A 26,288-nucleotide genomic window follows, 5' to 3' on the forward strand; every position below is an offset into this window, starting at 1 on the left:
AATTCATCAGGTAAAACCATCTTTATCTTTATTTGAAGGCATTTAATCCGGTTACATCCATTCCGGTGATCAGTAAGTGGATGTCGTGGGTTCCTTCATAGGTGACTACAGATTCCAGGTTCATCATGTGTCTCATGATCGAGTATTCGCCAGTAATTCCCATACCACCCAGCATTTGACGCGCATTTCTGGCGATGTCTAAGGCGATCTCTACACTGTTTCTTTTGGCCATGGAGATCTGTTCTGCGGTAGCGCGGTTTTCAGATTTAAGTACACCCAGGCGCCAGACTAAAAGCTGTGCTTTGGTGATTTCTGTCACCATTTCCGCAAGTTTTTTCTGTTGTAATTGGAATCCACCGATTGGTTTGCCGAATTGGATGCGTTCTTTAGAATAGCGTAATGCCGTATCATAACAATCCATTGCTGCGCCTAATGCTCCCCAGGCAATGCCGTAGCGCGCTTGGTTCAAGCAGCCTAGCGGTCCTTTTAATCCTGTGATGTCCGGGAAGATATTTGCTTTAGGAATTTTCACATTGTCGAACACGAGTTCGCCGGTAGCCGAAGCCCTTAAACTCCATTTGTTGTGGGTTTCTGGCGTAGAGAAACCTTCCATTCCGCGTTCTACAATAAGACCTCTGATCTTACCCGATTCATCTTTTGCCCAAACCACTGCGATATCGGCAAAAGGGGCGTTAGAGATCCACATTTTTGCACCGTTAAGCAAATAGTGATCTCCTTTATCTTTTATATTGGTGACCATACCGCCAGGATTAGAGCCATGATCTGGTTCTGTTAATCCGAAGCAGCCCATCAATTCGCCTGTGGCTAATTTAGGGAGGTATTTTTTACGTTGTTCTTCTGTGCCATAGGCGTAGATCGGGTACATGACCAATGATCCTTGAACGGATGCAGTGGATCTGATTCCGGAATCACCTCGTTCAATTTCCTGCATCAAGATGCCATAGGAAATATAATCTAAACCTGCGCCGCCATATTCTACTGGAATTGTAGGGCCAAAGGCGCCAATCTCTCCCAATCCTTTGATCAGGTGTTTAGGGAATTCTGCTCTTTGTGCATAATCTTCAATAATCGGACTGACCTCTTTCTTTACCCAGTCTCTTGCAGAAGAACGGATCAGCTTGTGCTCGTCACTTAGTAATTCATCTAGCTGATAGTAGTCAGGAGCTTCGTAAAGGTCTTTTTTGGCAGATTTATTCATAGTTCAGGAGATATTTGGTATCATGCTTTTGCCTTGATTTTTTAATCAGGCTTATTTCAAAGTTAATAATTTAGAGGAATGGCTGGTAATAACCGTTCAAAGAATTAATTTTGTCAAATGAGCAATGCTAAAAGCTATATTCAAACGGTTGCGTTAAGAGATGTAAAATGTTATGCTTTTCACGGTTATTATCCTGAGGAGCAGTTAACAGGGATTTATTTCCTGGTAGATGTTGAAGTTACTTTTGTCCACACTGGTGATACAGAAAATTTGAATCATACAGTGAATTATGAAGTTCTGAATACGATTTTGTTAGAAGAGATGGCAAATTCGCAGAAAATGCTGGAAACGGTAGTTCGTAGAATCCTGGATCGGGTGTTGGATACCTATTCCTTTCTGCAGACTGGAAAAGTTGGCATTCGTAAACTGAGTCCGGCGATGCCAGGTGAGGTTGGTCATTCCTTTGTGGAGCTCAGCTATGTTGCTCCAAAATAAGGCAATCGCTTTGCTGTGTATTGCGTCTTTTTTTATCGTCATTTTGTCTTAATAATTATTTTTCCCTAAAAAAGCCTAAACCTATACAACCATGAAATACACTAAAATAACTGCAGAACTGCTGGATTTAATTAAAACGGCGGTTGGGGCAGACAGTGTTTTTACCGATGAAGAATCTTTAAGTATCTATTGTCACGATGAAACCGAAGATCTAAAATATTACCCTGAAGTGGTGGTGAAACCAAGAGATACGGAATCTGTATCTGCATTGCTGAAACTTTGTAACCAATATGTGATTCCTGTAACCCCAAGAGGTGGTGGAACAGGATTGAGTGGTGCTGCTTTACCGATTTATGGTGGGGTATTGTTATCGATGGAAAGGTTTAAGAAGATCCTTTCTATTGATACAGAGAACCTTCAGGCTGTTGTAGAACCTGGTGTGATTACCCAGGAATTTATGGATGCAGTGATGGAGAAAGGATTGCTTTATCCAATTGACCCATCGAGTAAAGGTTCTTGCTTTATTGGGGGAAATGTGGCGCATGGTTCTGGTGGGCCTAGGGTGGTTAAATATGGTACGATTAGAGAATATATATTGAATCTGGAGGTGGTTTTACCTACCGGAGAAATTATCTGGACTGGAGCGAATACGCTTAAATATGCCTCAGGATATAACCTGACGCAGTTGATGATTGGTTCGGAAGGCACGCTTGCGGTGGTGACCAAGATTGTGACCAAGCTGATCCCAAGATCAGAACAAAACGTATTGATGTTGGCTTCTTTTGCAGAAAATGAGCAAGCTTGTGCGGCAGTATCCGCTATTTTTCGGGCAGAAGTAATTCCTTCCGCTTTGGAATTTATGGAGCGAAAAGGAGTGGAGTGGGTGATCAAATACGATGATATTAAGTTTGACCTGAAAGATGGGATTAATGCTTTTCTTTTGATTGAATTTGATGGGAACGATATGGACAGCATTTTCAAAGATTGTGAAAAGGTAAACGAAGTACTGGAAGCTTTTGGTTGTACGGATGTGCTTTTTGCGGATACCGCGCAACAAAAGGAAGAATTATGGCGCATGAGAAGGGTGATGCCTGAATCTGTGAAGTCCAACTCAATATATAAAGAAGAAGATACCGTAGTTCCGAGAGCGGCATTGCCGAAACTCATCAATGGTATCAAAGAAATTGGTTCAAGATATGGTTTTGAAAGTGTCTGTTACGGCCATGCTGGTGATGGAAATCTTCATGTGAACATCATCAAAGCGGGGATGAGTGATGAAGCCTGGCACAACAAACTTAAAGACGGAATTGCCGAAATTTTTGAGCTCACCACTGCTTTAGGAGGGACGATCTCCGGTGAGCATGGCATTGGATTGGTGCAGAAAGACTTTATGTCTATTAAATATTCGGAGGTTCACCTGAACCTCATGAGGGGCATCAAAAACGTGTTTGATCCTTCAGGAATCCTTAATCCAGGAAAGATATTCTAAGAAATTATTGGGCGTCTTGAATTTGTCCTGCTTCAAGACGCCTGAATTTTAATTTTCGAGCAGTTGTTCAAAGGAGATCATTTTTGCTTTTTCATCTTCAGGGATAGGCGAGGCGCTTTTACTCAGATAATCAAAGGCGACGCAGACTGTTTTTCCTCTGCTACAGATCACCTCTTCTCCATGAACCAGTTTAACCAGCAAGTATTCCAGGTCGAAACTGCTGCTGCCTATTCTGGAGGTTTTCACATACATGCTAATTTTATCTTCTGGAAATATGGGGGTGTGGTAGTCTAGTTCTGCTTTGGCGATGACCACACCGGTTTTCTTCCAATCCCATTTAACGGCCGCATTCCAATACTTTACTCTGGCAATTTCCATGTAAGTGAAGTAGACTGCGTTGTTTACATGGCCCATCATATCGAAATCCACAAAACGTGTTTCAATCTGTGTTTTATACTTAAAACTGTCTAAATGATTGATTATGTCTGTCTTTTTGTCTGTTGTTTTTACTTTGTTGCGCCAAAATGTCTTGAAAATCATATAAAATGGGTTTGGTATGCGAGTTGATTATATCGAAGTATAAAATTAAAACTTAAAAAAAAGGAGAAATAAGCGATGACACTAGTAAATTTTAATAACAGAACCAGAAACACTGCACCTTATTTTAACAACGTATTTGATTCTTTGTTCAGTGAGGCGTTAAATAAAAATTTAACCATTAACAAAATTCCAGGGGTAAACATCTTGGAGACCGAGGCTGAATATAAGATAGAATTGGCTGCACCTGGTTTAACTAAAGAAGATTTTCAGATCAATCTGAAGAAAGATACGCTGTCTGTATGGGCAGAGAAAAAAGTAGCTGAGACAGATGAGAAAAAAGATTATACACGCAAAGAGTTTGATTATTTCTCTTTTGCAAGATCATTCGTGTTGCCAGAAACTATTGATGCAGAAAAGATTACTGCAGAATATGTCAATGGAATTTTAAACATCACGATTGGCAAAAAAGATGAATCAAAATCTGCTGCTAAAGAGATAAAAGTTTCTTAATTAAGAAACACAAGCGTTTTCATAATAAGTTTGGTTTAAGGTTGGGGGACGCAGCGGGGGCTGCGTCCTCTTTTTTTACAGGACGTTTTTTATGATTTTAATGGAGGATTAGGGCATAAAAAAAGAGCGGATCTTTTTTAAGACCCGCTCTTGGTTATTTGTTCTGATTTGGATAATGCCTAAACGTAACCCAGGATTTTTAACACTTGTTTACTGTTTTGTTCTTCTCCGAATACTTCAAAGTTGAAAGTTTCATCTCTGTTTCTGCGGATAATGACATGTTTCGGGCTAGGCAATAAGCAATGGTGAATACCACCGTAACCGCTCAATACTTCCTGATAAGCTCCGGTATTGAAGAAGCCCAGGTATTGTACTTTACGCGTTTTCGGCATAAATACACTGTTCATGTGCGCTTCCTGATTGTAGTAATCCTGACCATCGCAAGTGATACCTCCTAAATTGACACGCTCATATTCAGCATCCCAGTTGTTGATTGGAAGTAAGATGTATTTTTGGTTTAAGGCCCAAACGTCTGGAAGGTTGGTGATGAATGAACCATCAAGCATCAACCATTTCTCTCTGTCATTTTGTTGTTTACGTCCTAATACTTTGTATAAGATACCAGATGCTTCAGCAACGGTGTATTTTCCAAATTCAGTAATGATATCTGGTTCTACTACATCATGCTCAGCACAGATTTCTTTAATCCTTTTTACGATCTCATTTACCATGTATTCGTAATCGAAATCAAATACTAGAGAATCTTTGAATGGCATACCACCACCGATATCTAAAGTATCTAATTCAGGATTGATTTTTTTGAACTTGCAATATAAAGTCACGTATTTTTCCAGTTCGTTCCAGTAGTATGGAGAATCTGTGATACCTGAATTGATAAAGAAGTGTAATAGTTTTACTCTGAAGTTCGGGTTTGCAGAGATCTTATTGTTGTAAAATTCAATAACATCTTCCATACGTACGCCCAGTCTTGAAGTATAAAACTGTGAGTCTGGTTGCTCTTCAGCAGCGATACGGATACCCAGGTTACAAGGTGTATCTAATTCTACCTCATCATCAAAAAGGTTAAACTCCTCTTTGTTGTCCAATACCGGGATGATGTTTTTATATCCGTCGTGCAACATATCAATGATATATTGTTTGTACTGATAAGTTTTAAATCCATTACAGATCACTGTAATGTCTTTGGTTAGGGCACCTTTTTTCTCCAATGCCTCAATCATAGGCATGTCAAATGCTGATGAGGTTTCCAGGTGAATGCCATTCTTTAAGGCTTCTTCAACAATGTGCCTGAAGTGCGAACTTTTAGTACAGTAACAATACTTATAGTCCCCACGGTAATTGTTCTTGATGATAGCCGTTTGAAATAATAATTTGGCTTGTTGGATTTTCTTAGTTATCATTGGAAGATAAGTGAAACGTAATGGCGTACCATAGGTTTCAATCATTTCCATCAGATTGAGATCTTGAAAATACAATTCGTCGTCTATAACGCTGTAACCTTCCTGAGGGAAACCAACACTTAGATCAAGAAATTCGGAGTAACTCTGCATTTTTTATATTTTTGAACAATTATTTAAAGGGGTAGCTAATTAAATGAGTTAATTTTCGGCTCAAAGATAATCACTTTATAAAATACACTTGTATTTTTTTTTATGACTAAGACTTTAAAAATTATTGAGGTAAAATCCGAGATTGGCGCCGGTACACGGGGAGCCAGTTTAGGAGTAGATGCAATTAAGATTGCAGCGTTGGATTTTGGGAGTAGATTTTTCAAGAAACACAAATCAGTAGAGGTGCCAAATGAGAACCATTTGTTGCTTGAAGGCACCGGTAGCCCGTATGCGAAGCGGATTTCGGGGATACTGACGATGATAGAGCGGGTGAGTGATCAGGTGCGGACTACTTTGGAGGAGAAAGAATTTCCAGTAGTTTTAGCGGGTGATCACAGTACGGCAGCGGGTACAATTGCGGGGATAAAAGCGGCTTTTCCAAAGTCGAAATTGGGGGTAATTTGGATCGATGCACATGCAGATATCCATTCTCCATACACTACACCCTCCGGAAATATGCACGGAATGCCCTTAGCGATGGCACTTGACGAAGATAATTTAGAGTCGAAGGTGAACAAGCTGGATCAGGAAACAATCAACTACTGGTATCAGTTAAAAAACGTAGGAAATATAGCACCTAAGATTAATTATCGCGATCTTGTGCTGATTTCTGCGCGGGATATGGAGAAGCCGGAAGAATACTTGCTGAAGAAAAATAAAGTAAAGATCTTTACAACGGCAGATGTTCGGAAAAGAGGGGTAGAACGGACGGTGATTGATACCTTGGTGTATCTTGATCACTGTGATCTCATTTATGTTTCATTTGACGTGGATTCTATGGATCCTACGGCATCAAGAGGAACGGGGACACCGGTTGCTCAGGGATTGACAGAAAGAGAAGCAGGGAAGCTCATGTCGGGTCTGATCACCAATCAGAAAGTATGTTGCTTTGAGATTGTGGAGGTTAACCCAACTCTCGACAGGGAGAATCAAATGGCAGAACATGCCTTTGAAATTTTAATTAAAGCGACGAACGCTTTTAGAAACGAGTAAATTATGAATATCGAACAACATATTACCACTGCAACGATAGCTGCAGTAAAGCATTTATACGGGCAGGATCTTCCTGAAAACCAAGTAAGTTTACAAGATACCAGAGCTGAATTTGACGGACAGATCACGATTGTGGTTTTTCCGATTGTGCGTTTCTCTAAAAAATCTCCGGAAGTAACGGCAACAGAGCTTGGTACTTATCTGGTAGAAAACATTGAAGAGGTTACTGCATTTAACGTGATTAAGGGTTTCCTTAACTTATCGGTTGCAGATCGCTATTGGTTGGGACTTTTCAATCAGGAGCTTTTGAGCCCTGATTTTGGAACAATCAAGCCGAATGGCAAAAAGGTGATGGTAGAATATTCATCGCCAAATACAAATAAACCACTACACTTAGGACACGTAAGAAACAACCTGTTGGGTTATTCGGTGGCTGAATTGCTGAAAGCAAGTGGTCATGAAGTGATTAAGGTGAATTTGGTGAACGACCGTGGTATTCACATCTGTAAGTCTATGTTGGCTTGGCAGAAATGGGGAAATGGCGAAACACCTGAAAGTTCAGGTTTAAAGGGAGATCATTTGGTAGGAAAATACTATGTGATCTTTGATAAAGAGTATAAAAAAGAAATTGAAGCGTTAAAAGAAGCGGGTCAGACGGAAGATGAGGCGAAGAAAAATGCGCCATTGATTCTGGAAGCACAGAAAATGTTGCAGGACTGGGAAGCTGGAGACGATGCCGTAATTACGCTTTGGAAAACCATGAACAGCTGGGTTTATGCTGGCTTTGAGGTGAGTTATAAAAACCTTGGCGTTGATTTCGATAAATATTATTATGAGAGCAATACTTATTTATTAGGAAAAGGAACGGTTGAAGAAGGTTTGGAGAAAGGCGTGTTCTTTAAGAAACCAGATGGTTCAGTATGGATCGATTTAACAGCTGATGGCTTAGACCAGAAATTGGTATTGCGTGCAGATGGTACTTCGGTATACATCACTCAGGATCTAGGTACTGCTCAAATGAAATATGATGATTTCTATATGGATGAGTCTATTTATGTGGTAGGTAATGAGCAGGATTATCACTTCAAAGTATTGTTCCTGATTTTGGAAAAACTGGGTAAAACCTGGGCTAAAGGCTTACACCACTTGTCGTACGGCATGGTGGATCTGCCAAGTGGCAAGATGAAATCAAGAGAAGGTACTGTGGTAGATGCGGATGATCTTGTTGCAGAGATGATCGATACTGCAAAACAAAAAACGGAAGCGCTGGGAAAAGTGAATGACTTTAGCGAGGAAGAGAAAAGTGCTTTGTATAACAACATTGGTTTAGGTGCTTTGAAGTATTTCTTGCTGAAAGTTGAGCCTAAGAAACGTTTGTTATTTGATCCTTCGGAGTCTATCGATTTCCAGGGAAATACAGGTCCATTTATTCAGTACACGCATGCGCGTATCAAATCACTGTTGAATAAAGCAGGATATGATGCTGCAAAAGGTGCTGCTGAAGTTGTGATTACAGATACAGAGCGTGAAATGATTATGTTGTTGGCTAAGTACCCTGCAGAGATTGTTGCTGCGGCGAAAGTATTTAGTCCGGCAAGTTTGGCGAATTATCTTTATGAGGTGGCTAAGATGTTCAACAAATTCTACCATGAGGTTCCACCAATTGTAAAAGAAGAAGATGAGGCCTTGAAACATCACCGCTTAAACCTGAGTGCAGTTACGGCAAGCATTCTTAAAGCAGGTATGAAAATTCTAGGAATTACTGTTCCAGAAAGAATGTAGTTTAATGGATTTAAGGTTGCGGAAATCGCATCTTAATGCTTAGATATCTACTAAAAAAGGGTATCCGAAATGATCGGGTACCCTTTTTTTATTCGCAGGTAAATTCCTGCTTTTTTAGCTTATTTCTTTAATCCCTTTCAGGTTGTTTTGTTGTATGGACATTGCATACCTGGTTAATCCTGGGTTGCAAGAGCCATACGCCAATATAGGGATAAAGACAGCTGAAATCGCTAAAAATCAGGTCAGCTATTGTTGCAGGTCTCTGTAATTCCACACCTTTTAACGTTTGTATCATAATATATATGGATTGGAAAAGGCAGATGAGCGGATAGACCAGGATTAGCCCTATCAAGACAGCTAGCGCAAAGAAACCTGATCCTCCATTTCCTTCGGTCTCCCGATACAGCGTAATTGCTAAGAGGATGAAGGCTGGGAAGAACGCGAAGGCGACCTTAGTTTTGAACTTTTTAATATTCAGCGTTACGGTGGATGGTAATAGAGGATAGAGATTTGTGGTTGTGAAATATATCCAGCCACAAAATAAAGTCAGCAGATACATCAAACTGCACAACTCAATCCAATAGCCACTCGTACCAGGCGTTCTAAAGGAGCTGAAAAGATAGGATAATAGGTTAGGGGCTAAGAATAAAGTAAAGAGTTGCCAGTGTTGTAAGTTGAGTATCCACCGCGCATTTGTATTAAGTTCCATTTTTGTTGATCGTGATGTCATTTAAAGGGAATGATTATTTAAGGACGATTCAGGTGGTTATTTCTGAACGCCTGCTGAAGCTGGTACGTGTTTCTTTTTCCGGAAGGAAGCGAAGGTCATCGGACTTTTTTCGGGCCTTTCATCACCAAGTAATACGCCCCATTGCTTAAAGATCACTGTTCTGTCGAAAATTACCTTCAATACCGCGATGATGGGCATAGACAGAAACATTCCGGATACACCGGCAATACTTCCACCGATGACGACTCCTAAGATAGCGAAGAATGCGTTGATCTTTACTTTTGAGCCCACTATTCTAGGCATCAGGATATTGTTGTCCAGGAACTGTACGGCTGCAATTACCGCAAGAACGGTGATTACCGGCCATAATTCGGTAGAGGAAGTCAGGGTGAGTAAGACACCGATAATGTTGCCTATTAAAGCACCTACGTAAGGAATCAGGTTGAGGATGGCAAATATTACCCCGATCAATAAGGCGTGTTTGATGCCTACCAGTAAAAGGATTCCGCCAAGTAAAACGGTCATGTAGGTTACCTGAATCAATAGACCAACCAGGTAGTTTTTAATGATGGATTCTGTTTCATAAATGGCTTCTTTAACCTTTGGGTGATGGTCTGGTTTGAACCACATGAACACGAAGCGAAGTAAGATGTCTTTATAGAAAAGCATCAGGTAGATGTAGATGGGTAGCAGACCTACAAATACAAAGAGCGAACTTAAGGTGACTGCGGCACCGCTGGCTGCTTTACCGCCCATAGCCAATAGGTCATCACTTTTTTCGGTGATGAACTTCATTTGCTCGGTGGTAGAAATATGACTGATATTGCCAAACCATTCGCTGAGGGTTTTCAAATGCGCGTTCACATTGGCTTTGATCTGAGGGAAATCGTTAGCGAGTACACCGATCTGTGCGGAGAAAAACCAGACAATAGAGCCTACGAAGATCACGACCAGTAGAATGGGCAATACAATGGCCACTATTTCCGGGAATTTATATTTCCTTAAAAATCGGAAAACAGGTAAGAGCATGATGCTGATAAAGAAGGCCATGATTACAGGCATGATGATGTCTTTTCCAATGACCAGGATGGTGCCGACAAGAACGAGTCCGAGGAGTTCAATGGATCTTTTAACGGTTAGGGGCATGTCTTTCATAAGTATCTCGCTAAATTAATAGACCGCATCAGTGCTAAAAGCTCGGGATTGAGCCGATTTTGATGGATCAGGATGGATTTAATTGTAGTTTATTTGTTTTTTCAAAAATTAAACACGGTAAGGTATGAAATGTTTGGCTAGTTTTGTAAATAATCGAAACACAGTATATTTCTTCTTATGATCAGTAATGAAACTATAGTTGCCTTATCTACACCACAAGGAATCGGTGCGATTGGTGTAATTCGTCTTTCAGGTAAGGATGCGATCTCTATCACGAACTCCGTTTTTAGCAAGGATTTGTTAAAACAAGAATCCCATACATTACACTTTGGCTTGATCAAAGATGGTGATGTGGTGATTGATGAGGTGGTAGTCGCGCTATTTATAGCTCCAAAATCTTATACTAAGGAAAATGTGGTAGAAATTAGTTGCCATGGTTCAAATTATATCATTCAACAGATCATTTCTTTATTGATCAGAAAAGGTGCTTCGGCAGCTAAACCTGGGGAGTTTACTTTAAGGGCGTTCTTGAATGGTGGTATGGATTTATCGCAGGCAGAAGCAGTAGCAGATTTGATTTCATCAGATTCTCAGGCGGCACATAGTGTGGCGATGAACCAACTTAGAGGTGGTTTTAGTACGGAATTGAATGTGTTAAGAGAGCAATTGATACATTTTGCTTCTATGATTGAATTGGAGCTTGATTTCTCTGAGGAAGATGTAGAATTTGCAAATAGAGATCAGTTGCAGGACTTGATCAATAAGATCAATTTGGTGATCAATAAATTGATCCGCTCTTTTGAATTGGGGAATGTGATTAAAGAAGGAATTAACACCGTAATTGCCGGTAGACCAAATGCAGGGAAATCGACTTTATTGAACGCGTTGTTGAATGAAGATCGTGCGATTGTAAGTGAGATTGCTGGTACGACAAGGGATACGATTGAAGAGGTTTTGAATATCAATGGGATTAATTTCAGATTGATAGATACTGCAGGTATTAGAGAGGCTACGGATACGATTGAAGCGATAGGGGTTGAGAAGACGATGCAAAAGATTAGTCAGTCGGCCGTGTTGGTTTATCTGTTTGATGTGGTGAATCTTTCTGCAAGCGAAATTAGAGAAGATATTCAGCGGTTACATAAACCAGGGATTGCTTTTATCGCAGTAGCGAATAAAATCGATCTTTCATTTACAGATAGGGTGAAGGAATTAGGATTACCTTCAGATATTAACTTTATCTCTATTTCAGCAAAAGAAAATCAACAGATTGAAGAGTTGAAACAGTTGTTGTATGATACTGCGGTAGGAGATAAGCTTTCTACGAATCATACGCTGGTAACTAACATCAGACACGTGGAAGCGTTACAGAAAACCAGGACGGCTTTGGATAGCGTGATCAGAGGGTTGACGAATCCGGTGACTTCGGATTTTCTGGCAATGGATATTAAGCAAGCGTTGTATTATCTTGGTGAGATTACTGGGAAAGTGACTACGGATGACTTGTTGGAAAATATCTTTAGTAAGTTTTGTATCGGGAAATAACCGATGATAATTACCACATAATTACGACAACTAATGATAACTAAGTAGCTTGTTGTTAATAAGTTATGTGAATTTCTTTTGTCCATGTCTTTGGATTTATGCTTTTGTTTTTCTGACTTTTGTAACGCATTTGTAACTCGAATGCGTTTTTTTATGCCCTAAAAATTTGAGGGTAAATCATTGCGCTTAATGTATCTTAATTCCTCTTAAATCACCTTAATTACCCTAAATAGGGCTAAAAATGGGGGTAAATTACTACCGATGATTTAAGGGCAAAAGAGGGGTTCGGGAACCGATTGCAGGTATTTTAATTATCATACAATGAGTTCGAATATTGCCGTTAAAAGAATTTGTGAATTTTGCCTGAATACTTTTATTGCAAAGACTACTGTTACCCGCTATTGCAGTCTTAAATGCAACAGTAGACATGCTAAAAAGAAGGTTCGTGATCTTAAGATAAAAGCTTCTGACCTGGAGGTGAAACAAACTGCAGCTTTGATTGAAGTTAAACAGGAACCGGCTGAATTTCTAACTGTTAAGGAGGCTTCCAAATTACTCAATATCTGTACCAGGACGATCTACAACATCATCTATAGCGGAAAAATAAAGGCAGTTCGGCTTTCTGGCAGGAAAATCATTATTAAAAGGACTGAAGTTGATAAAATATTTGAACAGTCAGAAATTCCAGTTAAAATCAGGGAGAAACCTAAGAAGCCGCCGCATCCGAAATATTGTTATACCATGGATGAAGCACAAGAAAAGTTCAATTTTTCTGAAAAAGCATTATACTCTCTGATCAAAAGAAATAACATTCCAAAATATCAAAGTGGCTGGTACACCTATGTACTGAAATCCGATTTAGAACGAGTTATAAACCAAAACAGATAAAGTTATGGCTAAAGTAAAAATGAGGTTCAGAACTATCGTGAATAACAGGAAAAGCATTATGTTAGATTATTCTCCGCCTTTTAAAAACCCCTCATCGGGTAAATATCATCGATTTGAAACGCTTAAATTGTATATCTATGATAGTCCTGTTGATCAATGGGAGCGCCAGCACAATAAGGAGACGCTGGTATTGGCCCGTAGTATTTGTGCGCAACGTCAATTGGATATCCAGAATCGAAGGTTTGGTTTTATTTCTGATGCCTTGAGAGACTCTAGCTTTATAGACTTTTTTCAAATAGAAGCTCGCAAAAAGCAACACTCTGTTTCCGATAACTGGGGGATGGGGGTACGGTATTTTATCGCCTTTGCTAGTCATGATTTGAAGTTTCCTGAGCTCAATGATTACTTATGTGAGGATTACAAAAATTATTTACTTAGTCGTCCTGGTATTAGCAGGACTGGAAGACCAATCTCAAAAAATACTGCTGTAAGTTATTATGCTAAGTTTAGGCATATTTTAAGAATCGCTTATAAACGAGGTTTAATTTCTCAGGATCTACATGCGATTGTTAAGCCGATTACACCTAAAGAGACACATAGAGAAAGGCTTACCCTTGAGGAGTTCCAACAATTAGCAGAAACTCCTGCTGATTCAAATGTAATGAAAATGGCTTCGCTTTTTTCAGGGCTTACTGGTTTGAGATTTTCTGATGTAGCGACTTTGAAATGGTCAGAGCTGCGCGGAACTGCCGGGAAATATGAACTTCAGTTCTCCCAGGAAAAAACAGACGCAGCGGAACTGATGCCAATCTCAGATCAGGCTGTCGCCATGATGGGGATTCAAAACACAGAAAGTATTCTTGTTTTTAAAGGGTTAAGGTATTCCAGATTGAAAACCTTCTTTACACATTGGCTGGCTGATGCTGGTATCAAAAAGAACATTACTTTTCATAGTTTTCGCCATACTTTTGCCACACTCCAATTGGAACTGGGAACGGATATTTACACGGTTTCTAAAATGTTGGGTCATAAGGCTTTTAAAAATACGGAGATCTATGCCAAAATTGTGGACAAGACCAAGCGTAATGCTGCAGACAAGGTGATGTTGAAAATGCCGGAAGAAATTCATGCGATGGAAGTAGATGAAACCTTAGCCCCGAAATCATTTAAGTTTATTGTGCATCGGAATGAAAATTAGTTTTAACCTCCCCGTAGCTATTTATAGGGTTTATAACCAGCACCGCAATAAAAGCTAATTTACGATGCTATATTTGCATTATGAACTTACCCATGCGCATCAACTTTGAGGAGAAAGACTATACTTACCTCATTATTACCAAGGGAATTACCAAACTAACTACTGAAATTCAAATTAATCTGAATGATAGGGAATATCAGCTGGTTTGTAATTCAATAGGGGATTGGGATGCTGTTGATGCAACGGTAAATGATACCCCCGGACTGCTTAAAGCCATAGGTAGAAATATCAAACTCCGGTATCGCTTGTAAGAAGTGAACAGAATTCTTGGTCTTTTTGGCATGTGTCAAATAAAGTTTTTATGCTTATTGAGCATTTTCATATGCTCTTCAGCTTCTTTCCTGATTTCCATAACTGTTTTTTTTCTTGAGGCAATGATCCATTTCCTTAACTCAGTCTTATTGAAGTATAACCTTTTGCCTGGTTTGCTTACGGGGATCTCCTGTCTGCTTACTTTTGTATACAAGGCGGGCACAGTGACCTTCAGAAATTCAGCGGCTTCATGAATCGTTAAAAGCTCATTTTCGTTGGGGGACTGGGGTTGTAAATCCTGAAGTAATTCTTCCATGTGCTCTACTTTTTCAAATAGGATTCTGATTACTTCGGGAAGTTTTTCAAAACTAAATGGTTCCATAGGCAGTATTCTTCCTTTGAGTTTATACAGTCAATTGAGTTGATCACAATGATTGTCAATTTAAAAGATAGGAAGTCCCATATGGGATAAATAGAAGATAGTAAAAGGAATTGTTATTTAAATGAACAAGGTATTATTACTTATGAATGTGAAAAAGAGCGCTCGGAATCGGATTTAGTGTTAATTCTGGAAATAAAAAAAAGAGCCCGCATTTTAGTTGCGGGCTCGACAGAGTCTAGGCGTAATCTTAGAAATTAAGTTTTCATGGTTTTCTTATTTGAATGCCTCATTGTGTACTTGTCGTATTGCACGTCCTGATGGATCATTCATGGTCTGAAAAGCAATATCCCAAGCTAAAGCCTCCGGTGTGCTACAGGCTACTGATTTAACTGAGGGCACAGTGGTAACAGCCGCACCAGATGGAAATAACTCTTCAAATATTCTTCTATAAAAGAATTCTTCTTTACTAAGTGGTGTATGAATAGGGAACCGAGTTGCAGCATTTTTAAAGCTATGGTCATTAATTTCCTGTTCGGTGTATTGTTTTAAAGTGCTAATCCATGAGTAGCCCACTCCATCAGAAAATTGCTCTTTTTGTCGCCATAATATTTCATCAGGCAAACTGCCTTCGAAAGCCTTCCTCAGGATCCATTTCTCCATATGATCTTTATCAATCAACTTGAGCTCAGGATTGATACACATAGCTGTGTTGACAAAGTCAATGTCTAAAAATGGAACCCGTCCTTCTATACCCCAGGCAGCGAGTGATTTGTTGGCGCGAAGACAATCATAAAGATGTAGCTTTTTCAATTTACGAACGGTCTCTTCGTGAAAAGCCCTGGCTGAAGGAGCTTTATGAAAATAAAGATATCCTCCAAATAATTCATCTGATCCTTCCCCGGAAAGCACTGCTTTGATCCCCATCGACTTCATTACCCTTGCCAGTAAATACATCGGAGTAGAAGCTCGTACTGTGGTGACATCGTATGTCTCTAAGTAATAGATTACATCTCGAATAGCATCAATTCCTTCCTCCAATGTAAATTGAACTTCATGGTGAATAGTACCGATATAATCAGCAACCTTTCTTGCTGCCAATAGATCAGGTGCTCCGGCTAATCCTATTGCATAGGAATGCAGCTGAGATTGCTTTTTTGTCAACAAGTTTCTCTCATTTATTTCTTGCTTGGCAATACTTGCTATGATGGATGAATCTAAACCACCGGATAACAATACTGCAAATGGAACATCCAGCACCATTTGCTGGCGAACTGCTTTTTCCAACGATTGACGAATTAAATTAATATCAGTGGTACCCTTTTCTTCAACCGATTCGAAATTCTCCCAACCAGGTTTGTAATACTGAATAGGATCCATACCTTGTAGACTATGTATATAGTGACCGGGAGGGAACTGATTGATTAAGTCGCAAAATCCTTCTAAGGATTTTAATTCAGAGGCAAGGAAATATTGCCCTTTACTATCGTAACCATGATATAAGGGAATAATACCCAGATGATCCCGGGCTATGAAAAATGAATCGTTTCGCGAATCATAAATAGCGAAGGCATACATTCCGTTTAATTTATCCAAAAAATCAATCCCGTATTTAAGGTAAAGTGCAATTAAAACCTCCGAATCTGATTTACTTTGATAGGGGTAATCTCCAACTTCCTTCCTCAGCTGCTCATAATTGTAAATTTCACCATTTACTATCAGTATCACTGATTTATCAGCGCTGTATAATGGTTGACTTCCAGTTTCAAAATCGGTTATCCCTAGACGCTCATGTGCCAGGTGAGCTTTAAATGAACCGTATATTCCAGAACTATCCGGTCCTCGGTGACGAATACGTCTTGCCATCTCCAGGACTTTTGTTCGTATTATAGACTGGTTCTCAACTGGCAAAAAGGAACAAACAATACCACACATATATTTTAAAATTTTAATTGAATACTCTTTAATTTATTGTTTACAGATCTAATTAGGTTAGCGCAACTATATAGCAGGAAATAACTCCCTCATTTTTCTACTTAAATGAATTCCTTTGATATTTTTAGCTATTATTTTTCCAGATGGATCGATCAGGTAATTTTGAGGGATACTCTGAATATCGTAAAGATCTGCAGCGATTCGTTCTTCATCGAATGCCTGATAAAGGTCTTGGGTGCCATCTGCTTTTATTGCTGCGATACATTTATCCTTATCTTTAGTTTCATCTACAGACACAGCCATAACTACCAAGCCTGCATCTTTATACTTTTTATAGGCATCCAGGACATTTGGCATTTCAGATCTGCAAGGACCACACCAGCTTGCCCAGAAATCAATCAGGACATACTTTCCTTTAAAATCAGGGATCTCGGAGAAATTCACCCATTTTCCATCCTTATCTTTTACTTTAAAATCCTTCGCCATTTGGCCAGGGGAGAGGTTCAAGGCCACCTCTAGTTTCTTTGAAAAAGCTTTTGCGGATGGCCATGCTTTAGTGCTGCTTGGAAGTACGTCAAATGCCGTTTTCATCAGTACCGCATCATGATTGAATTCCTGATATTCTTTTAGCAGGCGCATACAGATTGGAGAGCTTGGATTCGCGATCACATAGTCTATATATTTTTGGTAATACTGCTGCTTTACCAAGTCTTTACGATCTTCATAGTTGATTCTCACTGTGTCCAGCTTATCTAATGAACCCATATCCCAGAACTTTTCTAAATACACCATATATTCGTCAGATTTGGATTTTGTTGCTTTTTTGAAGTTGTTATATTGATCTTCTGCAACAGATCCTTTTACCAGGCTATACTGGATGGAATCGGCTATTTTTAGCTCGATTGCATTATTCTCCAGGAAAAAACTGATACCACGGTATCCCGGGTTATTTTTAAACTTAGCTTCCGGATCTTTGATATAAACTTTCACCTGCATAGGTTCTGCAATACTTCCCTTAAAGTTGAAACGGCCATTTTTGATCCTTACGCTATCAGGATCAGTTTTTTGTGGCTTACTCAAATAGACCCATTTATTGTTATTTTTACCTGGGCTTTTTCCCTCAATATTATACGTATTGGTTTGTGCATAGGCCGAAATTGGCAGTAATGCTGCGATTAGTAATTTTTTCATGGCTGTTTTTTTAAGGATTAAATTGTTTGTGTAGGAAGGTTTCCAGGTCTTTTCCTCGAAGGTCTTTGGCTATGATTTTTCCCTCCGGGCTAATAAGGTAATTTTGAGGAATGCTGCGGATGTCATACAGCCTGGCAATGTCTCCGGTAGGATCAATGGTTTGTGAGAATGCACCCGTTTTATCTTCTTCAATAGCTTTTAACCACTCTGCCCGCTTATTTTCCTTATCCAGGGAAACTGCCATCACCTCAAATCCATTGTTTTTATATTTATTATAGGCATTCCTCACATGTGGCATTTCCGATCTACAGGGCCCACACCAGCTTGCCCAAAAATCAAGAAAGACATATTTACCCTTGAAATCTGATAATTTTACATCTTTTCCTTCTGAGCTTTTTACATTGAAATCTAATGCAGGTTTTCCAATGCTAAGGGTTAATGCGGTTTGAAGTCTTGCCTCAAATGCTTTACCAGATGCCGAATTTTTTAGATCACTGCTGAAAGCAATGAATATTGGGGATAACCCATCCATATTTCCTTTTCTGGAAACATATTTATTCAATAGAATTATACCAATCGGACTTTTTGGATTTGCTTTAAGGTAAGATAAATGTAAATCATTGATATGGTCATAAGCACGGTCAATTCGGTCTTTACTCGCTATTTTTTCTGCATCATTATCTGCTTTGTTCATATGAGTAGCCCAAAAATCTCTTAGGTAGCCATCATATGTCTTTTCTGCCGGCGCAATCATTTTTTGAAACTCAATGGCTGCCATCGCTGCCGGGGAACCAGTAACAGAAAAATTGTTTAATGAATCAGCCGCTTTAAATATCATCTTGCTATTGTCAATGACAAATACTGCTTTTGGAGATTTACGGTCAAAGTAAATTTTAACGGCTGTAGGTTCAGTTACACTTCCCTTAAATTCAAATCGACCATCTTTAAAAGCTGCACTATCTGTTTTTTCTGACCTTTCTGTAGATCGGCTCATATAGATCCAGGCCTTTTTTGATGGAGTATTTGTACTCCCTTTGATGACATAGCCAGGGGAATTTTGCGCATAGATTTGCAGGGGCATCAATAATGCCAGTAATAAAAATCTCATATTTTTTGGATTAGGTGTTTATCTTGGATTTTGTGTTAAGCCAGACATTTGAATCGATCGAAGCGGGATTGGGAAGCTATATCTAGGGTCTCCAGGCTCCAGTTTCTCAATTTTTCCTTTGATCGTTCTACTGATTTGAACCTGATGTTCAGGTTCCATATTTAACCTTTTAAGGTCCATCCATCGCAAGTTACGCATCACTAATTCTTTCCTTCGTTCTTTTAAAACCAAAAGTAGGGCAGCAGCAGGATCTGAACTTTGCAATGGCGTAAAGCTTCCCGTAACCCATCTTTTTGCAAGTAACTCATTGAGTAGGTCCATTCCTTCTCCAACCTTATTGGTTCTGACCATAGATTCGGCTGCAATCAGGTAAACTTCATCTAAAGCCAGACCTGTAAATAGTCTGTACCCTGCATAATGACCTTTAAAAGAATAACCCCCAAAATCTTCATTTTCATAATAGAACACGGTTTTGCGCAAGTCATTGTCAGCATAACTGGTATAAAGTTCGGCCTTAACCGTAGCAGTTTCATCTGTGTAGGTAGTGGTGAAGGACTCCATTGAAAAAATCACTTCTGGATTAAATCTAGCGATTGGTTCATCACTTGTAGCATCTAAAGAGTTGTAATTAAGTAATTTACTACTCCCGAATACCTGGATGCAGGCTTTTGCTTCTGTTGCCGCCAATTCATATTTGCGCATGGCAAGATAGGTTCTGGCTAGTAGGGCATGAACAGCAGCTTTGGAAGGTCTATAGGAGTGTACCGGCTTTTCAGGTAATAGTGGCAATGCTTCATTCAAGTCATTTATGATCTGGTCATAAGTCTGACGCAGCGTTCCTCTACTCACTTTTTCATTATAAGTGTCATCTTTCCTCAACGGGATACCAGGATCCTGATCGGCAGTACTTTCATTAAACGTTTTTGACCAGCCAGTAACCAGCCATAAGAAGGCGTTAGAACGAAAAAATAAAGCGCTTCCTCTCACATTATCGTATGCGGCGGCATTTGCCGGCGTTCGTTTAATGTCTTCAATACTTTTTAATACAGTATTGCATGGAGTGATAACAGAATAATGACCACCCCAACAGCCCTCTATTTCAGAGTCATAAATACCCATCACTTCTGGTCCCCAGATGTAGACATTTCGAGTACCTTGTTCGAGGCTTTCATAGGATTCATCATCAATCTGATAATTGTCGCTGCTCGCTTCTGGTAAATCCGTGCTGCGCCCATTAGAACCAGATGTATTCATTTTTCCACTATTGTCTAACAGTGCCTGTAAATCCCGAAGAGTTTCAGGAACAGCGAGTTTTATGTCTGGTTTCTCATCCAAAAACTTCTTGCATCCGCTAATCGTTAGGCAACAAATAAGTGCCAATGGCAAGATCATTAATATATTTTTTGAGCTTTTCATGATGCTTCTAATCTTAAATTTAAATCCTTCCTTAGTAATTTGCCCTTAATCCAAAAGAGACAGTTTTTGCCGCAGGCATAGACCGGTTCCCAAAGTCAGGATCGATATGCTGCTTATTTGCTCTCCATAAAATTCCCAGATTGGAAATGTTGCTGAAAATATCCAGGCTTTTAGCCGGGAGGCGCTTGTAATCTTCCCTGCGTAGGGAATAAGATAGGTTAATGTATTGCAGACGGATATGATCAGCCTTGAGTACATTAATTTCCGCATCCTGATAAAAGAAAGACCTAGCGCTGCTATTTGGATATACCATAGATGGGATATCGGTGATTAGCTCATCTCCAGGGTTTTGCCACCTTTTATTATATTCAGCTGTAGGGGCAGATCCGGAAAATATCGAGGCATAATTCATGGCATCTTTCCTGAAGTAATAATTGAATTTATAAGAGATGGAAAAAGATAGATTAATGTTCTTGTAAGATAAATTATGATTAAAGGATCCGAACATTGTTGGGGTTGCAGAACCATTATAAACCAACTCATCTACCTTTACATTTTCGTTCATCGTATTGTAAGCAATGGATTTCTCTCCGTTCAGGTATCCTTGTGGATTTCCTTTAGCATCAAGACCAGCCCAACGCTGACTATAAACTGCATACACCGGTTTTCCTACTATGGCAAATAAACCACCTCTATCTGCGATTAAACCATTCATGTTCATGTTATAATACTCAGTAACCTCAGTCGTATTAAAACTCATGATTAAAGATGGCCGCCATTTGAATGGGGAATTGATGACAGTTGCATTCAATTGAATATCTACTCCTTTGCCCTTCATATTAGCCACATTGGAAGTAATATAACCGGAATAGCCCATAAGTGGGTCAACAGGGGTAGGTCCTAAAAGGTCCTTTGCATTTTTATGATAATACTCTACAGATCCACTAAAGCGGTTGTTTTGTAAGCCAAAATCAAGACCAAGATTAAACATACCTACTTTTTCCCATCTGAGGGTAGGATTGCCATAATTATAGATTCCTGCACTGGTTAGTCCCGAATAACGCTGCAGGTAAGTATCGTAGGAGATGGTGGTTACTGCAGATTGACTTGGGTCAATGGTTCCGCTATAACCGTAAGTCATCCTCATTTTTAAATAGGGAAGATTCCGGTCTTTATAAAACGATTCCTGATCAATGTTCCAACTCGCACCTACAGACCATAATGGACTCCATTTACTTCTGGTTTCTACACCAAATAGGTTAGATGCGTCACGTCGGACACTTCCTGAAACCGTATAACGGTGATCGTAGGTGTAGGCTGCATTTGCATAGACAGAAACATATCTTCCAGTTAAACCTGTGGTATTGCTACTTCCAGGGATCACATTGGTAAAACCACTGATAAAATCAGGATAGTCATTTACCAGATCCATCAAGGCAGAAGCCCCGGTACTTTCATCATAACCATAAATCCTATTTGCAATTCCATTTGTTTTGATCTGACGGACTTCTGCTCCCGCAATTGCTGTCAATTCATGCTTGGTGGAGAATAATTGGTTGTAGTTAACCTGGCCTCTCAGGTTGTTGGTAATAATGCTGTTATCGCGAAAGTCCCGGATTCCACCTAAAGGGACAATGCGTTTTACTACTCCGGTTACCGGATCAATTTGGGTATATTTATTGATCATGTTCCGTGTAAAGAAACTATTGACGTCATTATAGGTAGCTGCATCTTGCTTTTGATCCTGATACTGGTATTTTACATCTGCACTAAAATTAGGGTTGAACCTATAATTTAATCCTAACCCTCCTACAAAAGTATTGGTCTTACTGGTTATTTTAACAGACTTGTAATTTTCCAGGGGATAGTATTTCCAATCCAATAGTTTTCCTCCGCCAGCAGTATCGATATAAGGCCCCCTGTATCTGTCGAAGGGCATCGCGTTACCATCTGCATCTGCAAGAGATTGATACATAAATTCCGTGCTGGAACTGGAAAAACCATTTCTTCCACTTTTAGTATTGGTACTTCCGTAACTAACATCTGTTGAGATTTCCAACCCTTTTATCGGGCGATAAGTATTAGAGGAGCGGAAAGTGATCCGGTCGTATGCACTGCTCAATACATCCTTATTTTTATCATAACCACCAGAGAAAAGATAGGTGATATCTTTGCTTCCGCCAGAAACGCTAAGGGAGTACTGCTGATTCACACCCGTTTTATAGACCAACCTGTTATAGTCATCCCGAATATCATGCCCACGTAAAGCATCAATCTTGGCATTGGCTTCTGCCACGCTGATCTTTTTGTCTCTTTGAAGAATCAGAATTTCTATAACAGGCGGCAATGGATCCCTGTTGGTCTGGCTGTTTTCCCTGGAAGTGTAAAAGCCGTTTTTAAACAGCTGCTGCTGAAGGTCGATGAATTCACCGGAGCTCATGTTTTTAACGGCAAAGAGGTCCGGTTTTTCCTGAAGGGTTACTGTACTGCTGAAATTGATCTGAGCTGGTCTGTTATATTGCCCCTTGCGAGTAGTGATGACCACAACGCCATTGGCTGCTCTGGAACCCCAGATAGAAGCTGCAGCAGCATCTTTCAGGATCGTTACACTTTCTACATCATTTGGATTTAGGTTTTTTATGTCTCCTTCATAAGGGAAATTATCGACCACGATTAATGGATCTTGTATACCATTGATGGAACTTAATCCCCGGATGGTCATTTTCGGGCGATTGATGCCTCCACTTTTGTCAAATTGAATAGAGGTAATTCCCTCCAATCTGCTCATAATGTCTGGTCCAACTCTTAGATCAAGTTCTTTTTTATTCACTACCTCAAAAGATCCTGTGGCCCTTTCTTTACTCAGGCTTTGATAACCGGTATTTGCAGTGATCTGAACATCATCCAGTTTTTCGCTGTAAGGGGCCATAACAAGGTTCATGAATTGTTCCGCCTCTACAGGTAACTCCAGAGTTTTGAAACCAATAAACGAAGCGATAAGCGTTGATTTTGGCGATACGAATTTTAAGGAAAAGTTGCCGAAAGCATCGGAAATGGTCGAGTTTTCAGTATCCTGGATTCTAATGTTTACACCCGGAAGAGGCATTCCATCTTCATTGGTCGTTTTACCCGTAACAGTTATCCATGCATTATCAGACGAAGTTAGTGGTTTTAAAGGCTTTTTTCGGATGTAAATATTTCCTTTCTCCACCCCATATTCTAATGGTTGTCCCTTCAATAACTCTTTGAGGGCTTTCTCAATAGGCAAGTCTTTAAAGCTCACACTGACCGGAAGTGTGTTGGTCAGGATTTTTTCATTGTAAATCACTGAAGCACCGGTCTGTCTGATGATGTCTTTCAGAACTTTGTTTAAGCTAGCATCCTTTACCGTAATACTGGCAGTTCTTTGCTGTGCATTTACAGTAGATGTGGTAAAGAATAGTAATATGCAGAAGCTGGCAGATACCCAGCTTTTAAAATTTTTGAAAATAGAAAGGTTAACGAGAGCTTTTCGTTTCTCGGATAGGTTAAAGTATAAATACATACATTTGTTTAAGTTTAGGTGATAATGGTCTGTCGATAGATTAATTTTTTGCCTAACCTGGTTTTGGCTAAGACCAGAACTCTGTCAGGAATGTTAGTAGCATTCCTGACTTTATTCCTATCGGGGTAATTTGCTTAGTTTTCTGAATTACTTTTAATCATTAAATTGGGTTAGGTGAATAATTGGACTATTATAGAGAGCTGCTTATGGCAGAACAATGATTTTTCTACCTTCAATTTTAAAATGGCATATGCCATTTCCTTCTATGAGTTTCAACACTTCATCCAGCGTTTGGTCCTTACTGATACCTCCGCCAAATTTCCCCGGATTGGTGGTTAAACGATAATCGATGGTTACATCATACCAACGGGACAGCTGACGCATGATTTCAGGCAGCTCAGAATCTTCAAATTCAAAACGACCATTTTTCCATGCCATGACCTTGTCAAGGTCCGCGTTTTCAATAATTATACTATTGGTTTTTTTCTTAACAATAGATTCCTCACCAGGTTTAATCTTTCTGGAGTTGCTGCCTTTACTAACGTTTATAGAACCTTGTAGCAAGGTGGTAGAGATTGCTTGTTCTTCTGGATAGGCCATCACATTAAAATGAGTTCCTAATACTTTTACTTCATGATCACCTGTTGTAACCTTAAATGGTAGGTTCTTAATATGCGTAACTTCAAAATAAGCTTCGCCCGTTAATTCGACCCTTCGTTCTTTAAGGGCAGTAAAACTTGCTGGATATCGAAGTGAGGAAGATGAATTAAGCCACACCTTAGTTCCATCAGGTAATTGCACCTGATATTGTCCGCCTTTAGGAGTTTCAATTTTATTGAAGGCAGCAATTGACCTGGTGTTCACTGGTTCTGTATTGGTTATGGTGTAAATTAATTGTCCATCTGTGGTTTTGCTGATTCGAACCCCATTCTGATTGCTGATATTGTTGGAGGCCTCATTATTTAAAAGGATTCGCTCTCCGTTTGATAGGGTCAGGTAAGCTCTATTTCCCCCGGGAGAAATTGGAGTGTTCGACGACACCTGGATTGTATTTACCTCCCTGGATGAAAAGTGCTGAAATGCCAATCCTACACAAATCAGTATAGAGGCAGCAGCTGTAAGCTTCCAAGGTTGGAAAATTTGCCTGGTACCAGTTCCTTTGGCGTTGAATTGGGTTGATGCATGCAGTTCTGACCAAATCTTAGCTCGCATTTTGTCATAGTCAGCTTCAGGCATCTCTTCACGTTCGGCACTTGCAGAAATTTTATTGTACCACTCTTCTACTAGTTTTTTTTCTTCAGCATTACAGGTTCCCTGAAGATAGCTTTCGTATAATTCCTCTGGTGTAGGGTTATTGTTTGTCATCATGCTCTATTATTCGGGATTTATAGAGGTAACGATTTGTTTAGCCGAAGGTAGTAGTGGAAATGAAAATAAATTAAAACAGGCTAAAAAATAGCTGAAATTTACCTTTTAACAGATGAAGGGCATTGCTGATTTGTTTTTTGACAGTCTTATCTGAAATTTCAAGTTGCTTGGATATTTCTTTATAACTTTTGTGTTGTTCCCTGCTAAGTTTGAATATTTCTTTCATCCGCGGGCTAAGAAACTCAATTTCTTGTTCTATTTGCCTGGCAAGTTCTTTTTCAATAATGTGCTCATCAGCTGGAGGGCTTTGCTGTTCCATCATAAGCCTTAATGCAACTAAATATTTTGTTTTTACCTTGCAATGCTTTAAGTGATCCAGCACTTTATTCCGCGTGGCGGTGTATAAAAAAGCGGCGATGGGCTGGGTCGGCAGGAGGGATTCAGCTTTTATCCAAAATATGGTAAACACCTCCTGAACTACATCCTTTGCCTCTTCCTCATCCTGTAGTATTTTTTGAGCATGACGGAAAAGAATCGCCCAATAACGCTCATAAATCAACTCATAGGCATGTTTATCCCCAGATTGGAAGCAAAGTAGAAGTTGTTCATCACTAAGCGTTGGCAGCTGATTCATTGGTCTTGTTGTAAAAGGTAGGTCTAATTTGGAGGTTCAATATTAATGATATTTTTAGGATAGTTAACAAAGTTTTAGCAAACTAAAATTTGCAAAAATCCTTTTCTTCTTGGATTTCTTCAGATTTTTGAGGTTTAATTTCACTTGTTATTTTCTAATTTTTTAGGCTGTTTTCCGTAGTAAGATTTTAAGTTTCTACTAAAAAATCACTATGAAAATAGATCAG

The 26,288-nt window shown here is 39.5% G+C and carries 21 protein-coding genes; 9 read left to right on the top strand and 12 right to left on the bottom strand.

Annotated features, from left to right (window positions below; translation table 11 throughout):
- Positions 1-28: 28 nt before the first annotated feature.
- Positions 29-1,219: an acyl-CoA dehydrogenase family protein gene (locus tag GM920_RS00150; protein WP_182952591.1), complete on the bottom strand. Its 1,191-nt coding sequence runs from the start codon at positions 1,217-1,219 to the stop codon at positions 29-31.
- Between the two features lie 117 nt (positions 1,220-1,336).
- On the opposite strand from GM920_RS00150, the gene GM920_RS00155 reads away from it, so the two are divergent.
- On the top strand, positions 1,337-1,714 hold the full coding sequence (locus GM920_RS00155; protein ID WP_182952592.1) for a dihydroneopterin aldolase: 378 nt from the start codon (positions 1,337-1,339) through the stop codon (positions 1,712-1,714).
- Positions 1,715-1,805: 91 nt separating this feature from the next.
- A complete protein-coding gene (locus GM920_RS00160; protein ID WP_182952593.1) occupies positions 1,806-3,203 on the top strand; it encodes an FAD-binding oxidoreductase in 1,398 nt (465 codons plus the stop codon).
- Between the two features lie 48 nt (positions 3,204-3,251).
- Here the strand turns inward: GM920_RS00160 and GM920_RS00165 are convergent, their stop codons facing one another.
- Positions 3,252-3,743 carry an acyl-CoA thioesterase gene (locus GM920_RS00165; RefSeq protein WP_182952594.1) on the bottom strand — a complete coding sequence of 164 codons (492 nt, stop codon included), beginning with the start codon at positions 3,741-3,743 and terminating at the stop codon, positions 3,252-3,254.
- A 75-nt stretch (positions 3,744-3,818) separates the two neighbouring features.
- On the opposite strand from GM920_RS00165, the gene GM920_RS00170 reads away from it, so the two are divergent.
- Positions 3,819-4,253 (top strand): Hsp20/alpha crystallin family protein, encoded by a 435-nt coding sequence (locus GM920_RS00170; RefSeq protein WP_182952595.1) that lies wholly within the window; start codon positions 3,819-3,821, stop codon positions 4,251-4,253.
- 179 nt (positions 4,254-4,432) lie between these two features.
- Here GM920_RS00170 and GM920_RS00175 read toward each other — a convergent pair whose 3' ends face one another.
- Positions 4,433-5,824, bottom strand: coding sequence for an arginine decarboxylase (locus GM920_RS00175; RefSeq protein ID WP_062549353.1), 1,392 nt, complete (start codon positions 5,822-5,824; stop codon positions 4,433-4,435).
- Between the two features lie 102 nt (positions 5,825-5,926).
- Here GM920_RS00175 and GM920_RS00180 point away from each other — a divergent pair, with 102 nt between their 5' ends.
- Positions 5,927-6,877 (top strand): arginase, encoded by a 951-nt coding sequence (locus GM920_RS00180; RefSeq protein WP_182952596.1) that lies wholly within the window; start codon positions 5,927-5,929, stop codon positions 6,875-6,877.
- 3 nt (positions 6,878-6,880) lie between these two features.
- Entirely contained in the window at positions 6,881-8,659 is a 1,779-nt protein-coding gene (gene argS / locus GM920_RS00185) for an arginine--tRNA ligase (protein WP_182952597.1), read from the top strand.
- A 766-nt stretch (positions 8,660-9,425) separates the two neighbouring features.
- Here argS and GM920_RS00190 read toward each other — a convergent pair.
- Positions 9,426-10,544 (bottom strand): AI-2E family transporter, encoded by a 1,119-nt coding sequence (locus GM920_RS00190; protein ID WP_182952598.1) that lies wholly within the window; start codon positions 10,542-10,544, stop codon positions 9,426-9,428.
- 177 nt (positions 10,545-10,721) lie between these two features.
- Here GM920_RS00190 and mnmE point away from each other — a divergent pair, with 177 nt between their 5' ends.
- From mnmE to GM920_RS00210, 4 genes are all read left to right on the top strand, one after another.
- Entirely contained in the window at positions 10,722-12,089 is a 1,368-nt protein-coding gene (mnmE, locus tag GM920_RS00195; RefSeq protein WP_182952599.1) for a tRNA uridine-5-carboxymethylaminomethyl(34) synthesis GTPase MnmE, read from the top strand.
- A gap of 321 nt (positions 12,090-12,410) precedes the next feature.
- Positions 12,411-12,977 (top strand): helix-turn-helix domain-containing protein, encoded by a 567-nt coding sequence (locus GM920_RS00200; protein WP_182952600.1) that lies wholly within the window; start codon positions 12,411-12,413, stop codon positions 12,975-12,977.
- A gap of 4 nt (positions 12,978-12,981) precedes the next feature.
- Complete coding sequence (locus GM920_RS00205) at positions 12,982-14,175, top strand: tyrosine-type recombinase/integrase (RefSeq protein ID WP_182952601.1); 1,194 nt, start codon at positions 12,982-12,984, stop codon at positions 14,173-14,175.
- A gap of 80 nt (positions 14,176-14,255) precedes the next feature.
- Positions 14,256-14,486, top strand: a complete 231-nt coding sequence (locus GM920_RS00210) for a hypothetical protein (protein WP_182952602.1) — start codon at positions 14,256-14,258, stop codon at positions 14,484-14,486.
- 35 nt (positions 14,487-14,521) lie between these two features.
- On the opposite strand, the gene GM920_RS00215 is transcribed toward GM920_RS00210, so the two are convergent.
- From GM920_RS00215 to GM920_RS00250, 8 genes are all read right to left on the bottom strand, one after another.
- Positions 14,522-14,869, bottom strand: coding sequence for a helix-turn-helix domain-containing protein (locus tag GM920_RS00215; protein ID WP_182952603.1), 348 nt, complete (start codon positions 14,867-14,869; stop codon positions 14,522-14,524).
- 273 nt (positions 14,870-15,142) lie between these two features.
- Positions 15,143-16,801 (bottom strand): asparagine synthase B, encoded by a 1,659-nt coding sequence (gene asnB, locus GM920_RS00220; protein ID WP_182952604.1) that lies wholly within the window; start codon positions 16,799-16,801, stop codon positions 15,143-15,145.
- Positions 16,802-16,867: 66 nt separating this feature from the next.
- Positions 16,868-17,992, bottom strand: coding sequence for a TlpA disulfide reductase family protein (locus GM920_RS00225; protein ID WP_182952605.1), 1,125 nt, complete (start codon positions 17,990-17,992; stop codon positions 16,868-16,870).
- A 10-nt stretch (positions 17,993-18,002) separates the two neighbouring features.
- On the bottom strand, positions 18,003-19,100 hold the full coding sequence (locus GM920_RS00230; RefSeq protein ID WP_182952606.1) for a TlpA disulfide reductase family protein: 1,098 nt from the start codon (positions 19,098-19,100) through the stop codon (positions 18,003-18,005).
- Between the two features lie 18 nt (positions 19,101-19,118).
- Positions 19,119-20,516 (bottom strand): RagB/SusD family nutrient uptake outer membrane protein, encoded by a 1,398-nt coding sequence (locus tag GM920_RS00235; RefSeq protein ID WP_182952607.1) that lies wholly within the window; start codon positions 20,514-20,516, stop codon positions 19,119-19,121.
- Positions 20,517-20,547: 31 nt separating this feature from the next.
- Positions 20,548-24,060: a SusC/RagA family TonB-linked outer membrane protein gene (locus GM920_RS00240; protein ID WP_182952608.1), complete on the bottom strand. Its 3,513-nt coding sequence runs from the start codon at positions 24,058-24,060 to the stop codon at positions 20,548-20,550.
- A gap of 204 nt (positions 24,061-24,264) precedes the next feature.
- Positions 24,265-25,428 carry a FecR family protein gene (locus tag GM920_RS00245; RefSeq protein ID WP_182952609.1) on the bottom strand — a complete coding sequence of 388 codons (1,164 nt, stop codon included), beginning with the start codon at positions 25,426-25,428 and terminating at the stop codon, positions 24,265-24,267.
- Positions 25,429-25,498: 70 nt separating this feature from the next.
- Entirely contained in the window at positions 25,499-26,062 is a 564-nt protein-coding gene (locus GM920_RS00250) for an RNA polymerase sigma factor (protein WP_182952610.1), read from the bottom strand.
- Positions 26,063-26,288 lie beyond the last annotated feature (226 nt).

It is taken from the genome of Pedobacter gandavensis (assembly GCF_014172405.1).
In the GTDB taxonomy this organism is placed as follows: Bacteria; Bacteroidota; Bacteroidia; order Sphingobacteriales; family Sphingobacteriaceae; genus Pedobacter; species Pedobacter gandavensis.